The organism is Desulfurispora sp. (assembly GCF_052744395.1).
This window is the reverse complement of record NZ_JBRAJI010000056.1, coordinates 1-14,622: the sequence shown is the minus strand read 5'-3', so window position 1 is coordinate 14,622 and position 14,622 is coordinate 1. Positions and strand designations below refer to the sequence as shown.

Genomic DNA, 14,622 nt, shown 5'->3' with positions numbered 1-14,622 from the left:
TTTAAATATCGCAGAATATCAAGGGTTTTTAAAAATTTATTTCACGGATTCAGGATATTTTTATTTGGTTAAAGGGCTAAACAGATACTTCGCCCCCGGACCGGTGCGGTTTGGGGGAAAGTAAAGGAAGGTGGGTTTATGGCGGTTCATATCCTGGGTATAGAAACTTCCTGTGATGAGACTTCCGCGGCTGTGGTGCGGGACGGGCGGCAGATCCTGTCCAGCGTGATTGCTTCCCAGGTGGCCGAGCACAGCAAGTTCGGCGGTGTGGTGCCCGAGGTGGCCTCGCGCAAACACCTGGAATGGCTCAATCCGGTGTTGCAGGAGGCTCTAGAGCGAGCCGGTATAGGCTGGCTCGACCTCTCCGGTGTGGCCGTGACCTGCGGGCCGGGGCTGGTGGGCGCCCTGCTGGTAGGTTTATCGGCAGCCAAGGCCATTGCCCTGGCCCTGGATATTCCCCTGCTGGCGGTTAACCACATGCAGGCCCATGTGCTGGCCAACTGGCTGGTGGAACCCCTGCCCGAATTGCCGGCCGTGTGCCTGGTGGTCAGCGGCGGACATACCGATTTGCTCCTGCTGCGGGGGCTGGGTGATTTTGAGCTTTTGGGCCAGACCCGCGACGACGCGGCCGGGGAAGCCTTTGACAAGGTGGCCCGGGTGCTGGGCCTGGGTTATCCGGGCGGGCCGCCGATCGACCGGCTGGCCCGGCAGGGCGACAGCCGGGCGGTGGAATTTCCCCGGGCTTTTCTGGAGGAGGACAGCCTGGACTTCAGTTTCAGCGGTCTCAAGTCGGCCGTGCTCAACTACCTGCACCGGGCGGCCCAGCAGGGGGTGGAGGTGAACAGAGCCGACGTGGCGGCCTCCTTTCAGCAGGCCGTGGTGGATGTGCTGGTGGAAAAGACCATGCAGGCCGTAAGGCGCTGCGGTGTGCGCCAGGTGCTGCTGGCCGGAGGGGTAGCGGCCAACAGCGCCCTGCGTTCGGCTCTGGAGCGGGCGGCGGCGCAGCAGGGCTGCCGGCTGGCCTGTCCGCCGCCCGTGCTGTGCACTGACAACGCGGCCATGGTGGCCTGCGCCGGCTACTATAAATATCTGCGGGGCGATTTTGCGCCCCTGACCGTAAATGCCGTGCCCTATTTGGAGCCGGGGCAGGACGCCTACCAGGCCGAAAAATTATACACAGCACTGCGGTGAAAAATTACGGTTTATCCAGAGATTTATCCACAGGCTGTGGATAATATGACTGTGGGTTAAGCAGGAGGATAAACTGGAAAACTGTGGCACCTGTCGTTCCGGGTGGGCACCGGTACGGGAACTGGTGATTAATTTACATTAAAACCCAGCACTGTATGTCCACAGCCAGCAGGAACTGCCGGTTGTGGATAATGTGGATAAGTCTGTAGATAACCTGGGCCACCGGCCCTGGCTCTGTGGGTGAAATTGTGCAGCAAAAATTGTCGGAATATGAAATAAATAGTTATCTGGTGCACTGTGCCGGCCGGCACAACATCCTGCCCCTCACTTCGGTGTGCAATGTGCGTTGCCTTTTTTGCAGCCACCACCAGAACCCGCCGGGGGTGGAAAGCATTTTTTTGCCGCCGGTGAGCGAAGAGCAGTTTCATTTGATGCTGGACTGCCTGGATCCCGGCCGGCCGGTGGTGATTGGCGAATCGGTCACCCGGCTGATGGAAGGCGAGCCGCTCACCCACCCGCAGTTCCGGTCGTATCTGACCCGGCTGCGCCGCCGTTTTCCCGGCCTGCCCATCAAGCTCACCACCAACGGCACGCTGCTGGACCGGGAGATGGTGGGGTTTTTAGCCGGGATGCAGCCGTTGGAAATTACCCTCTCGCTGAACAGCGCCTCACCGGACGGGCGGCAAAGGCTGATGCGGGACGGGCGGGCGGCGGTGGCCCTGGCCGCCGGTGAGTTGCTGAGCCTTGCCGGGGTGCTCTGGCAGGGCAGTGTGGTGGCCCTGCCCCGGGTGGTGGGCTGGGACGATGTAAATGATACTCTCCGGTTCCTGGCAGCCAGTGGTGCTGCCTGCATCCGCCTGTTTGTGCCCGGCTTTACCCGGTTGGCGCCCGATTTTTTGCGCCTGTCCCGCCCGGAAAGAGCAGAGCTGGAGCAGCTGGTGCAAAAATGGCGGCAGGAATGCGCCGTGCCCCTCACCCTGGAGCCGCCTGGTCTGACCGATCTGGCCGCCGAGCTGGCCGGTGTACGGCCCGGTTCCCCGGCGCAGGTGGCTGGTCTTAAAGCGGGGGATGTGGTGCTGGAGGTGGGCGGCCGGCCGGTTTTCAGCCGGGCGGATGCTTTTGAACAGGCTTTTGCCTGGTCCCGGCCCCTGCTCACCTGCCGGCGGGGGGAGCGTGTTTTTACTGTCCGGTTGGAGAAAAAAGCTCGCTCTACTTCGGGACTGGTGCTGGACTATGATCTGGCGCCCGCCGAAATGGCAGCCGCGGCGGCCGTCATTGAACGCCACCGCCCGTCCACCGTGCGGGTTCTCACCGGAGAGCTGGCCCACCCGTTGCTTAAGGCCGCTCTGCAGCGCTGGGGGCCGCCCTTGTCCCGGGTGGAGCTGGTGGCCGTGCCCAACCGGTTTTTCGGCGGCAATATCGCCTGCGCCGGGCTTTTGACCGTAACCGACATGGTGCAGGTGCTGGAGGAGCTTAAGCCGGTGGATCTGCTGCTTTTGCCCGGCCGGGCCTTTGACATGCGGGGGCGGGACCTGCGGGGGGAAAAATATAGCGCTCTGGCAGGAAAGTACGCCCGGGTCGTGGAACTGGTATAGGGTTTTTACAACACGGGGGCAACAAGTTTGCAAGTACAAAGGAAGGGATGAGCATGTACTGGGAGAAAGAGAAAGAGACCATGAGCCGAGACGAGCTGTACGCGCTGCAACTGGCCCGGCTGCAGGAAACCGTGCGGCGGGTGTACGAAAATGTGCCCTTTTACCGGCACAAGATGCAGGAAGCGGGTATTGAGCCGGGCGACATCAAAGAGCTGGGCGATTTGCGCAAGTTGCCCTTTACCGTCAAACAGGACTTGCGGGACAATTACCCCTTCGGCCTGTTTGCCGTACCCCTTTCCGAGGTGGTGCGCCTGCACGCCTCCTCCGGCACCACGGGCAAGCCCACCGTGGTGGGCTACACACAGGAGGACATTGCCATGTGGGCCAACCTGATGGCCCGGGCCCTGGTCATGGCCGGGGCCACCCGGCACGACGTGGTGCAAAACGCCTACGGCTACGGCCTGTTTACCGGCGGTATCGGTGTGCATTACGGGGCCGAGCGCCTGGGGGCCACGGTGGTGCCCATTTCGGGCGGCAACACGGCCCGGCAGCTGATGCTGATGCAGGATTTCGGCACCACCATCCTCACCTGCACCCCTTCCTACGCCCTCTATCTGGCCGAGGAGGGCGAGCGGACCGGCCTGGACTTCCGGCAGTTGCCCCTGAAAGCGGGCATCTTTGGGGCCGAGCCCTGGTCGGAGCGCATGCGCGCCCAGCTGGAGGAAAAATTAGACATTACGGCCCTGGATATATACGGTTTGAGTGAAGTGCTGGGTCCCGGCGTGTCCATGGAATGCCGGGAGAAACAGGGCATGCACATCTTTGAGGATCATTTCATTGCCGAGGTGATCGACCCCGATACGGGCGAAAATCTTCCTTATGGCACCCAGGGCGAGCTGGTCTTTACCTCGCTGACCAAACAGGCCCTGCCCATCATTCGTTACCGCACCCGGGACATCACCGTGCTGGACGACCGCCCCTGCGCCTGCGGCCGCACCTTTGTGCGCATGCGGCGGGTGACCGGGCGCAGCGACGACATGCTCATTGTGCGCGGCGTCAACGTTTTCCCCTCCCAGGTGGAGAGCGTGCTGCTGGAGTTTGGCGAGACCGAGCCCCACTACCTGCTGGTGGTGGACCGCAAGGGCAATCTGGACGAACTGGAAGTGTGGGTGGAGCTTTCCGAGCAAATGTTCAGCGACCAGGTGCGCCAGCTGGAAGGGCTGGAAAACCGCCTGCGCGGCCGGCTGGCCAGTGTGCTGGGCATAAATGCCCGCGTCAAGCTGGTGGAGCCGCGCACCATCCCCCGCAGTGAGGGCAAGGCCAAACGGGTGATGGACCGGCGCGAGCTTTAGGTGTATAATTTAACCAGTAAATGCAGGAGGTGGGGCAAGTGAAAATCAAGCAAATATCGGTCTTTCTGGAGAACAAATCGGGCCGCCTGGCCCGGGTGACCAAAGTGCTGGGCCAGCACGACATCAATATCCGCGCCCTCTCCATTGCCGACACCACGGACTTTGGCATCCTGCGCCTGATTGTGAATAGCCCGGACAAGGCCTTCCAGGTGCTTAAAGAGGCCGGTTTCACCGTCAGTATTACCGAAGTGCTGGCCGTGGAGGTGACCGACCGCCCCGGCGGACTGGCCGAAGCCCTGGCCGTGCTGCAGGAGGCCGAGATCAACATCGAATACCTGTACGCTTTTGTGCAAAAGGCCACCAACGCTGCCCTGGTGGTCTTCCGGGTGGAGCAGCTGGACAAAGCCATTGAGGTTTTGCAAAACCACAATATTTCCATAGTGCCGGAAGAGAAGGTATATTCGCTGTAACAATAGCCCTGCCGGACTCACCGGCGGGGTTTTGCATTTTCTAATTTTTCGATATAATTGTTTCTTCCCCGGCAGGAACTGCCCGCCCGGTGTTGAATTGATCCTCTAGTATGATTTAAAAAAATGTTAAATTTTATCAGACAAATAGCGCCTGTCCTCCCGGTTTATCCGGGGTGCAGCGGTGGTGATGGACTGCCGGGAGCCGGGCAGGCGGGGAGAAGGTGGGAGCCCGATGTCCGGCAAGGAGAACACCGAGCAAACAGCTGCCGCCAAAAAAAACCTGCGCCGGGATGTGCTGGCGGCCCGCCAGGCCCTGGATGAGGTGACCATCCAGCAGAAAAGTGCCGTCATCTGCCGGCGGCTGATGGCCTTACCGGCATGGGAAAAGGCGCGTACCCTGATGGCCTATGTGGACTTCCGGGGCGAAGTGGCCACGGCTTTGCTGATCAGCCAGGCCCTGGCCGGTGGCAGGACGGTGGCCGCTCCGGTTACGGTAATAAGTGAAAAGAAACTCATACCGGTGGTTCTGGAAAGGTATCCGGAGGATCTGCGGGAGGGGGCCTGGGGCATCCGGGAGCCCGATCCGGAGCGGGGACGCCATCTGGCACCGGAAGAGCTGGATTTGGTGATTGTGCCCGGCGTGGCCTATGATCTAAAGGGCAACCGCCTGGGGTACGGGGGCGGCTTTTATGACCGTTTTTTGCCCCGCACCCGGCCGGACACGGTTTTTGTGGCGCCGGCCTACGAACTGCAGATTCGGGAGCACTGCTATCCCGGCCCCCACGACTGCCCGGTGGACATGATTGTTACCGAGGAAAGGGTGATTTTCACCGGGGCACGGCGGGGGCTTGCTTGAGGTAGTCAGGAGAGAGTTTTGAGGGGAGGTTAACAAGTTGTCCTGTCAGTGCAGTGGCAAAGATGAAGCTGCCAGAATGGCAGCGCTGCAGCAGGCCGTGGACAAGTACCGCCAGACCAAGGGGGCGCTGATCCCGTTGCTGCAGGAAGCGCAGGAAATATACGGTTATCTGCCCAAAGAGGTCATGCAGTATATTTCCCGCGAGCTCAAAATCCCTTTCAGCAAAACCTTTGGCGTAGCCACTTTTTATGCCCAGTTCCACTTAAAGCCGCGCGGTCGCAACATTATTCGCGTTTGCCAGGGTACGGCTTGTCACGTGCGGGGTGGCGCCAAGGTGTTTGAAGCGGTTTCCAAAAACCTGGGTGTGGGCAAAAACGGTACCACGGACGATCTGCGCTACACATTGGAAACCGTGGCCTGTCTGGGAGCCTGTGGTCTGGCGCCGGTGATGATGGTCAATGACGATACCCATGGCCGCCTCACCCCGGACAAGGCTGTGGCCACGTTGCAGAAGTACGAGTAGGAGAGGGGGCAGATGGGCAGCCATGCAAAATATCATGGACAAATGCTGCGATAAATGCCAGCACACGCCGGCCACTCCCTGCAAGGACTATGTGCTGTGCCGCAAACAGGGGCCGCTGTGCCACGAGGATGAAAACTGCCGTGCGCTGCGGCAAAAACTGCTGGGCCAGATTAACCTGCCGCCGGAGGCCGGCGATCGACAAGTCTTGATCTGTGCCGGTACCGGTTGCACTTCTTCGGGTTCGCCGCGCCTGGTGCAAAAGCTGCAGGAAGAACTGGCCGCCCGCGGTCTGGCCGGCCGGGTGCAGGTAAAAATCACGGGCTGTCATGGTTTTTGCGAACAGGGTCCCTTGATGATTATTGAGCCAAAACACACGTTTTACACCCGGGTGACCGAGGAAGATATACCGGAAATTGTGGAAAGAGACCTGCTGGGCGACCAGACGGTGGAAGGACGCCTTTACAAAGACCCGCAGAGCGGCGAATTGGCCAAAACCTACCAGGAAGTGCCCTTTTACGCCCGCCAGAAGCGGTTGGTGCTGCATAACTGCGGGCATATCAACCCGGAGGACATCGGCGACTACATTGCCCAGGACGGGTACTTGGGGCTACACAAAGCGCTTTTCCACATGACTCCCGAACAGGTCATCGAAGAAGTGAAGATTTCCGGCCTGCGCGGCCGGGGCGGGGCGGGTTTCCCCACCGGTATGAAGTGGAGCTTTGTCCGCCAGGCGCCGGGCGATAAAAAGTACGTGGTCTGCAACGCCGACGAGGGCGACCCGGGCGCTTTCATGGACCGCAGCGTGCTGGAAGGCGACCCGCATGCCGTGCTGGAAGGCATGCTCATCTGCGGTTATGCGGTGGGGGCCGATGAAGGCTACATTTATGTACGGGCCGAGTACCCGCTGGCCATCCACCGTCTGAAAATTGCCATTGCCCAGGCCGAGGAGTGCGGTTTGCTGGGTCAAAACATCCTAAACAGCGGCTTTAATTTTACCATCAAGATCAAAGCCGGTGCAGGTGCCTTTGTTTGCGGCGAGGAAACCGCTCTGCTGACTTCCATTGAAGGCAACCGCGGCATGCCCAGAGTGCGGCCGCCCTTCCCGGCCCAGAAGGGTCTGTGGGGCAAGCCTACCAACCTGAACAACGTAGAAACCTACGCCAATGTGCCCTTGATCCTGCGCCAGGGCGGGACCAAATATGCCGAACTGGGCACCGAGAAGAGCAAAGGCACCAAGATCTTCGCCCTCACCGGCAAGGTCAACAACACCGGCCTGGTGGAAGTGCCCATGGGCATCACCATGCGCGAAATCATTTTCGACATCGGTGGCGGCATTATTGGCGGCAAGAAATTCAAGGCCGTGCAGATAGGTGGGCCTTCGGGCGGTTGCCTGCCGGAAGAGCAGCTGGACCTGCCCGTCGATTACGATTCGCTGACCGCGGCCGGGGCTATGATGGGCTCGGGCGGCCTGGTGGTGATGGACGAGACCACCTGCATGGTGGATGTGGCCCGTTTCTTTCTCACCTTTACCCAGTCTGAGTCCTGCGGTAAATGCACGCCCTGCCGGGAAGGTACCACCCGTATGCTGGAGATCCTGACCCGGATTTGTAACGGCGAAGGCAAAATGGAGGACATTGAAACGCTGGAGCGCCTGGCCCGCGTGGTCAAGAACACTGCGCTGTGCGGTCTGGGTCAGACCTGCCCCAACCCCATTTTGTCCACCCTGCGCTATTTTCGGGATGAATATATTGCCCACATTCAGGACAAGCGCTGTCCGGCCGGGGTGTGCACGGCGCTGCTCACCTACCGGATCAATCCCGAAAAATGCAAAGGCTGCGGCAAGTGCGCCAGGACCTGCCCGGCGGGTGCCATCAGCGGCGAGAAAAAACAGCCGCATATCATTGACCCGGCCAAGTGTATCAAGTGCGGCAGCTGCGTGTTGGGCTGCAAGTTCGAGGCCATAGAAAAAGTTTAAGAAATCAGGTGAAAGCCCATGGTTACCCTGACAATCAACGATATGGAGGTTAAAGTGCCCCGCGGCACCACCGTGCTGGATGCCGCCCGGCAGGCCGGCTTTTTCATTCCCACCTTTTGCCATGAGCCCCAGCTGACCGGTTTCGGTGCCTGCCGCATCTGTGTGGTGGAAATACCCGGCATGCGCAACCTGCCGGCCTCCTGTGTGACCGAGGTGGCGCCGGGCATGCGGGTGTACACCGAAAGCCCGGCCGTGGTGGAAGCCCGCCGGACCATTCTGGAACTGATCCTGGCCAACCACCCCCTGGACTGCCTGACCTGTGAAAAGAATGGCGATTGCCGCCTGCAGGACTACTGCTTCCGCTACGGCGTCAAGTCCAGCAGCTTCAGCGGGGCCCGGCATGAGTACCCGCTGGAAGATGATAACCCCTACATCATCCGTGATATGAACAAGTGCATTCTCTGCGGCAAGTGTGTGCGCACCTGTGCTCAAGTGCCGGGGAGGGCCGTTATAGATTACGCCTACCGGGGATTTAACACCAAGATTGCCGCACCCATGGACACACCCCTGGGTGAATCGGACTGTGTATACTGCGGGCGCTGCGTCTCCGTGTGTCCCGTGGGAGCGCTCAGCTACAAGCGCCTGCAAGGTGTGGGGCGGACCTGGGAGTTGCAGAAAAAGCCCGTCACCTGTACCTTTTGTGAGGCCGGCTGCCAGTTCAATCTGCTTTATAAGGATGGTAAAGTGGTGGGCGTGGTTACCACCGCGCCAGGGCAGGGGCGTCCCCTGTGCCTGAAGGGGCGTTTGGGTCTGGAACTCCTGTATGTGGAAAATCCGCAGCCGCCCCAATTGAAGAAAGACGGCGTCTTTCAGCCGGTGAGCTGGGCCGAGGCGCTGGGTCTGGAAGGTATCCTGGAAAAAATTGCAGCGCAGAAGCAAGACTGAAAGAGATGTGGGGTTGAAGGGAGGTTTTGAGAGAGTTGGCCGATGTAAATTTAACCATTAACGGCCGGCCGGTGAGCGTGCCGCCGGGCAGCACCATTCTGCAGGCTGCCGCCGGGCTGGGCATTTTCATCCCCACTCTGTGCCACGATCCCGAGCTGACCAGTGTGGGCTCCTGCCGCATCTGCGTGGTGGAAGTAAAAGGGGCGCGCAACCTGCTGCCGGCCTGCGCTACAGCCGTAAGTGAAGGTATGGTGGTGGAAACCGAGAGCCCGCAGGTAATAGAGGCACGGCGCACAATTATTGAGCTTTTGCTGGCCAATCACCCGGAAGACTGCCTGACCTGCGGCCGGAACGGTGATTGCCGCCTGCAGGACTACGCCTATCTGTATGGAGTGCGCGACGGCGGGCCTTTCAAAGGGCAGCGGCATGAATACCCGCTGGAGGACGACAACCCCTTCATTGTGCGGGATATGAACAAGTGCATCCTGTGCGGCAAGTGCGTGCGGGCCTGCGCGGAAATCCAGGGCAACAATGTGGTGGATTTCATCAACCGCGGCTTTAACACCAAAGTGGGCGCTTTCGGCGATGTCTCCCTGGCCGGTTCGCAGGAGTGCGTATTCTGCGGTAACTGTGTGGCGGTTTGCCCGGTGGGGGCGCTGCAGGAAAAAGACCTGCGGTCCAGAGCCCGCGCCTGGGAAGTCCAGAAGGTGCGCACCACCTGCCCCTACTGCGGTACGGGCTGCAATTTCGACCTCAATGTCAAGGACGGCCGGGTGGTGGGCGTCACCTCCTGCGATGGCGATGTGAACGGCCGGGCCCTGTGTGTGAAGGGACGCTTTGGTTACGGCTTTATTCACCATCCCGACCGCCTCACCCAGCCCTTGATTAAAAAAGACGGGCGGTTTGTGCCCGCCAGCTGGGAGGAAGCCATCGGCCTGGTGGCGGAAAAGCTGGGCCACATCAAGGAGCAGTACGGCAGCGACAGCCTGGGCGTGCTGGCCTCGGCCCGCTGTACCAATGAGGAAAACTATCTTTTAAGCAAATTTGCCCGCGCGGTGCTCGGTACCAACAATATCGATCACTGCGCCCGCCTCTGACACGCCCCCACTGTCGCCGGTCTGGCGACTGCATTGGGCAGCGGGGCGATGACCAACCCCATAGCCGACATTGCCGGGGCCGATTTCATCCTGGCCATCGGCACCAACACCACCGAGACCCACCCGGTGATTGCCCTGCGGGTTAAGCAGGCCCTGCGCCGGGGAGCCCGGCTGGCCGTAGCCGATCCGCGGCGCACGGCGCTGGCCGAACTGGCCCACTACCATCTGCAAATCAAGCCGGGCAGTGATATTGCCCTGCTCAACAGCCTGGCCCAGGTGATCATCGAGGAAGGGCTGGAAAACAAGGAGTTCATTGCCGGGCGCACCGAGGACTACGAGGCCTTCAAACAGACTGTGGCCCGCTACACGCCCGAGTACGCCGCTCAGGTCACCGGCGTGCCCGCGGAAGTCCTCCGCGCGGTGGCCCGGGAGTATGCCACGGCGCCCAACTCCACCATTCTCTACACCATGGGTGTCACGCAGCACATCTGCGGCACGCACAACGTCTTTGCCGTGGCCAACCTGGCCCTGCTCTGCGGCCAGATTGGCAAGCCCTACAGCGGCGTCAACCCGCTGCGCGGCCAGAACAACGTGCAGGGAGCCTGCGACATGGGCGGTCTGCCCGGAGTGCTGACCGGTTACCAGAGTGTGACCCTGCCCGAAGTGCGGGAAAAATTCGCCCGGGCCTGGGGCGTGGCTTCCCTGCCGGAAAAGCCCGGCCTGACGGTGGGCGAAATGATGGAAGCGGCCGCCCACGGCCAGATTAAGGCCATGTACATCATGGGTGAAAACCCGCTTCTTTCCGACGCCGATGCCGGCCATGTGGCCCACGCTCTGGAAAAACTGGACTTTCTGGTGGTGCAGGACATCTTCCTCACCGAGACCGCGCAGCTGGCCCATGTGGTGCTGCCGGCGGCCAGTTTTGCCGAAAAGGACGGCACTTTCACCAACACCGAGCGGCGGGTGCAGCGGGTGCGCCGGGCTATCCAGCCTGTGGGCCATGCCCTGCCCGACTGGCAGATCATCTGCCGGGTGGCCGCGGCCCTGGGCCACCCCTGGCGCTACAGCTCACCGGCCGAAATTATGGCCGAGATTGCCGGACTGACGCCCTCCTACGGCGGGATCAGCTACGAGCGCCTGGAGCAGGGCGGCCTGCAGTGGCCCTGCCCGGCCCCCGACCATCCCGGTACGCCCGTGCTGCATGTGGGGCAGTTCGCCCGGGGCAAGGGCAAATTCCACGCCGTGGAGTACGTGCCGCCCCATGAGCAGCCCGATGCCGATTATCCCTTTGTGCTCAGCACGGGCCGGCGCTATTACCACTACCACACCGGTACCATGACTCTGCGCACCGGGGCCCTGGAAGTGTACTACGGCCGGGAGTATCTGGAGGTCAACCCGCAGGACGCGGCGGCCCTGGGTATTGCCGACGGCGACCTGCTGCGGGTTACTTCACGGCGGGGCAGCGTGGAGGTAGCTGCCTGCCTGACCGACCGCGTGCCGCCCGGCCTGGTCTTCACCTCCTTCCACTTCCCGGAAGTGGCTATAAACAAGCTGACCAACCCGGCCCGCGATGCCATTGCCCAAATCCCCGAGCTCAAGGTGTGCGCCGTGCGCCTGGAAAAAGCGGGCGGCAGCGCTTTCAGCGGCGGCTGCAGCTGCGGCTGCGCGGCCCGGGCTTGATGGAAAAGACCCTGCTATGTTCACAGTGTCCCTGGCATAAAACCAGGGCTTGGAACAAGTAGGGGTTACAAAAGTAGATTTACCCCCGTTCGTTTATGAACGGGGGTTTAAAATTTTATGGAGATTGCCCTGCTGTATTATTGACATATGACAAATATGTTGCTAAACTATAAGTAACAAATGTCAATAAATTTCAGGAGGGTTTGCTATGCGCCAGTTTGTATGTTTACACTGCGGTCACGTGGTCACACAGCCCCGCTGCAACGGGGTGAAGGGCTGGCAGGTGCGCTGCGACCAGTGCGGCGGGCCGGTTCAGCGCTGCGAGCGGGGCGGCCGGATGGCGGGATACCGGAGGGCCGGCAGCATTGTCGACAGGGAAGCTCAGCCAGAACGGGCGGAGCAGCAGCCGCCCGGTGAAACCGGGCAGTTGGCCTCTCCGGCCAGGGAGCAATCCGCCAGCTCCGTTGACGGCCGGGGATACCGGCAGGCGGAGGTGGCCCGGGGTGGTCGCTTTGCGGGCGGCGGTAATTATGCTGCAGGTAGGGGCAGACAGTGGTTTTGTGGTGCTGCCGGTGCGGGTCGGGGCTACGGCCGGGGAGGCAGGTGCTGGTAGGATGAAAATTGCGGTTTGCAGTCAGGGAAGCACACCTGGCGCCATGATTGACAGCCGTTTTGGGCGCTGCCAGTATCTGCTGGTCTACGACAGCGAGCAAAAAAACTGGCAGACCCTGCCCGCGCCGGGATGTAACTCGGGCGGGGGAGCCGGGATTGAGACGGCCCGCTTTTTAGTCGGGCAGGGCGTGCAGGTGCTCCTGGCCGGGCATGTGGGTCCCAACGCCATGCGCGTGCTGGACGCGGCGGGCGTGCAGGTCTACACGGGCATAGAGGGCACGGTGGAAAACAGCCTGCGCCTTTACCAGGCGAACCGTTTAACCCGTCTGACCGCTCCCAACGCGGCGCCGCACCACGGTTTGGCCGCCCGGGTGTAGAAGGTTATCCAAAGGAAGCATACCCGTGTACAGGTAATATGAACAGGGCGGTGGATAAAGTGGGGGAGAGTTTAACCGTTGCCGTGGCCAGCGGCAAGGGGGGCACGGGCAAGACCAGCCTGGCCACCAGTCTGGCCCGGGTGGCCAGTGCGCAATATGAACGGGTGGCTTACCTGGACTGTGATGTGGAAGAGCCCAACGGGCATATTTTTTTGCCCGCCACATTGGAGAGGAAAGAGATAATTCATGTGGAAGTGCCCGAGATTGACCAGGAAAAGTGCGATTACTGCGGCTACTGCGCGCAAATTTGCGCCTTTAATGCCCTGGCCATTTTGCCCGGTGCGCCGCTGGTGTTTGCCAACCTGTGTCATTCCTGTGCCGGCTGCTGGACGCTCTGTCCACAAAAAGCCATCCGGGTGGGCAAACGCGGCATTGGCGTGGTGGAAACCGGTCATTTGGGCCATATGGAGTTCTGGCAGGGGCGCCTGGATCCCGGTGTGGCAGCCAGTCCACCTTTGATCGAGGCCCTGGAAAAGCGGGGCCTGGGGCCGGGCATAAATATCCTGGATGCGCCGCCGGGTACTTCCTGCCCGGTGGTCAGAACCGTGGAAAGGGCGGATTTTGTTTTGCTGGTGACCGAGCCCACGCCCTTTGGCCGGCACGACCTGGAACTGGCGGCCGCAATGGTGCGGCAAATGGGGTTGCCGGCCGGTGTGGTGATCAACCGCTCCAGCGGTGATGACGGTATTATTGAAGATTTCTGCCGGCAGAGCGGTCTGCCCCTGCTGGGACGGCTGCCCTGGGAGCGGCGGGTGGCGGAAGGTTATGCCGCCGGCCTGTGTGCCGTGGAAGTGATGCCCCGGTGGCGGCCCCTCTTTCTGGATTGGCTGCAGCGCATCCGGGAAATAGTGGCCGGCAGGGGAGGTGAGGGCAGTGCGGGAAATTGTGGTGCTGAGCGGTAAGGGCGGTACGGGCAAAACCAGCTTTAGCGCCGCCCTGGCTAATCTGGCGGAGGGAAAAGTGCTGGCCGACGCCGATGTGGATGCGGCCAATTTGCACCTGGTGCTGCGACCGCGGGTGAGTGAAGCCTACCCCTTTTACGGCCTGCCCGTGGCCTACATTGACCGGGATCGTTGCGGGCAATGTGGTCAATGCGCCGATTTTTGCCGCTTCCAGGCCATTGTGGATTTTAGCGTGCGTCAGGAAAAATGTGAGGGCTGTGGCGTGTGCGCCTACATCTGCCCCGGCGGTGCCATTGAGCGCCGGCCCCGTCAGGTGGGAGAGGTGTATATCTCGACCACTGTGGCCGGTCCCATGGTACACGCTGCACTGGTGGCCGGGGCGGAGAACTCAGGCAAATTGGTGGCCGAGGTGCGCCGCCGGGCGCGGGCCGTGGCCCGGGCGGAAAACCTGTCTCTGATCATAACAGACGGGCCGCCCGGCATTGGCTGTCCCGTGCTTTCCTGTCTGCCCGACTGTGACCTGGCCGTGCTGGTGGCCGAACCCAGCGCCGCCGGTGTGCATGACTTGCAGCGCCTTTTGCAGGTGCTGCAACATTTCCGGGTGCCGGCCGCCGTGGTGATAAATAAATGGGATATAGCTGTACAGCGCACGCGGGAAATAGAACAATTATGTGCCGGCCGCCAGGTGCCTCTATTGGGGCGCATTCCCTTTGACAGCACGGTCTTTCGGTGTCTGCAGCAGGGGCAATGTTATCTCGCTGCCTCGGATGCGCCGGCCAGCCGGGCTACCCGCCAGGTGTGGCAGGAGCTACAGCAACTGTTGGAGCATGGCCGGGCCGTAAATGAAAATGCGGCCGAACTTGCTCAAACCATGTAATACCTGGCTGGTCGCAGATGATCCTTTACAAAAGTCCGGGAATGTGGTAAAATTATTCCTGAATCCGTGAAATAAATTTTTAAAAACCCTTGATATTCTGCGATATTTAA

At 61.1% G+C, this 14,622-nt stretch carries 13 protein-coding genes; all 13 read left to right on the top strand.

Translation table 11 applies throughout. From position 1 onward, the window contains the following. The first annotated feature begins 138 nt into the window (after positions 1-138). The 13 genes from tsaD to ACUVTU_RS12050 all read left to right on the top strand — a co-directional run bounded on the left by tsaD (position 139) and on the right by ACUVTU_RS12050 (position 14,512). The gene (gene tsaD / locus ACUVTU_RS12110) at positions 139-1,191 is read left to right on the top strand and encodes a tRNA (adenosine(37)-N6)-threonylcarbamoyltransferase complex transferase subunit TsaD (RefSeq protein ID WP_445890218.1); all 1,053 of its coding nucleotides are present in this window, start codon (positions 139-141) and stop codon (positions 1,189-1,191) included. A 248-nt stretch (positions 1,192-1,439) separates the two neighbouring features. Further along, positions 1,440-2,786 carry a DUF512 domain-containing protein gene (locus tag ACUVTU_RS12105; RefSeq protein WP_445890217.1) on the top strand — a complete coding sequence of 449 codons (1,347 nt, stop codon included), beginning with the start codon at positions 1,440-1,442 and terminating at the stop codon, positions 2,784-2,786. Positions 2,787-2,839: 53 nt separating this feature from the next. After that, positions 2,840-4,138 carry a phenylacetate--CoA ligase family protein gene (locus ACUVTU_RS12100; RefSeq protein ID WP_445890216.1) on the top strand — a complete coding sequence of 433 codons (1,299 nt, stop codon included), beginning with the start codon at positions 2,840-2,842 and terminating at the stop codon, positions 4,136-4,138. Between the two features lie 38 nt (positions 4,139-4,176). Then, positions 4,177-4,608 (top strand): ACT domain-containing protein, encoded by a 432-nt coding sequence (locus tag ACUVTU_RS12095; protein WP_445890215.1) that lies wholly within the window; start codon positions 4,177-4,179, stop codon positions 4,606-4,608. Between the two features lie 232 nt (positions 4,609-4,840). Further along, the gene (locus ACUVTU_RS12090; RefSeq protein WP_445890214.1) at positions 4,841-5,464 is read left to right on the top strand and encodes a 5-formyltetrahydrofolate cyclo-ligase; all 624 of its coding nucleotides are present in this window, start codon (positions 4,841-4,843) and stop codon (positions 5,462-5,464) included. A 37-nt stretch (positions 5,465-5,501) separates the two neighbouring features. Next, entirely contained in the window at positions 5,502-5,987 is a 486-nt protein-coding gene (gene nuoE, locus ACUVTU_RS12085; RefSeq protein WP_445890213.1) for an NADH-quinone oxidoreductase subunit NuoE, read from the top strand. A gap of 22 nt (positions 5,988-6,009) precedes the next feature. Continuing rightward, positions 6,010-7,962, top strand: coding sequence for an NADH-quinone oxidoreductase subunit NuoF (nuoF, locus tag ACUVTU_RS12080; protein WP_445890212.1), 1,953 nt, complete (start codon positions 6,010-6,012; stop codon positions 7,960-7,962). An 18-nt stretch (positions 7,963-7,980) separates the two neighbouring features. Beyond that, positions 7,981-8,907 carry a 2Fe-2S iron-sulfur cluster-binding protein gene (locus tag ACUVTU_RS12075; RefSeq protein ID WP_445890211.1) on the top strand — a complete coding sequence of 309 codons (927 nt, stop codon included), beginning with the start codon at positions 7,981-7,983 and terminating at the stop codon, positions 8,905-8,907. Positions 8,908-8,942: 35 nt separating this feature from the next. Then, positions 8,943-11,684 (top strand): formate dehydrogenase subunit alpha, encoded by a 2,742-nt coding sequence (fdhF, locus tag ACUVTU_RS12070; protein ID WP_445890210.1) that lies wholly within the window; start codon positions 8,943-8,945, stop codon positions 11,682-11,684. A 208-nt stretch (positions 11,685-11,892) separates the two neighbouring features. Further along, complete coding sequence (locus ACUVTU_RS12065; protein WP_445890209.1) at positions 11,893-12,297, top strand: hypothetical protein; 405 nt, start codon at positions 11,893-11,895, stop codon at positions 12,295-12,297. A 1-nt stretch (position 12,298) separates the two neighbouring features. Beyond that, a complete protein-coding gene (locus tag ACUVTU_RS12060) occupies positions 12,299-12,673 on the top strand; it encodes a NifB/NifX family molybdenum-iron cluster-binding protein (RefSeq protein ID WP_018085353.1) in 375 nt (124 codons plus the stop codon). Positions 12,674-12,732: 59 nt separating this feature from the next. Next, positions 12,733-13,635 carry a nucleotide-binding protein gene (locus tag ACUVTU_RS12055; RefSeq protein ID WP_445890208.1) on the top strand — a complete coding sequence of 301 codons (903 nt, stop codon included), beginning with the start codon at positions 12,733-12,735 and terminating at the stop codon, positions 13,633-13,635. After that, positions 13,607-14,512, top strand: a complete 906-nt coding sequence (locus ACUVTU_RS12050) for an ATP-binding protein (protein WP_445890207.1) — start codon at positions 13,607-13,609, stop codon at positions 14,510-14,512. The genes ACUVTU_RS12055 and ACUVTU_RS12050 overlap by 29 nt, the downstream gene beginning before the upstream one ends. Positions 14,513-14,622 lie beyond the last annotated feature (110 nt).

What these genes read in the sequence shown, in the direction of transcription:
- tsaD (WP_445890218.1), top strand. Translation starts at nt 139, where the DNA reads ATGGCGGTTCATATCCTGGGTATAGAAACTTCCTGTGATGAGACTTCC.
- ACUVTU_RS12100 (WP_445890216.1), top strand. Translation starts at nt 2,840, where the DNA reads ATGTACTGGGAGAAAGAGAAAGAGACCATGAGCCGAGACGAGCTGTAC.
- ACUVTU_RS12090 (WP_445890214.1), top strand. Translation starts at nt 4,841, where the DNA reads ATGTCCGGCAAGGAGAACACCGAGCAAACAGCTGCCGCCAAAAAAAAC.
- nuoF (WP_445890212.1), top strand. Translation starts at nt 6,010, where the DNA reads ATGCAAAATATCATGGACAAATGCTGCGATAAATGCCAGCACACGCCG.
- ACUVTU_RS12075 (WP_445890211.1), top strand. Translation starts at nt 7,981, where the DNA reads ATGGTTACCCTGACAATCAACGATATGGAGGTTAAAGTGCCCCGCGGC.
- ACUVTU_RS12065 (WP_445890209.1), top strand. Translation starts at nt 11,893, where the DNA reads ATGCGCCAGTTTGTATGTTTACACTGCGGTCACGTGGTCACACAGCCC.
- ACUVTU_RS12060 (WP_018085353.1), top strand. Translation starts at nt 12,299, where the DNA reads ATGAAAATTGCGGTTTGCAGTCAGGGAAGCACACCTGGCGCCATGATT.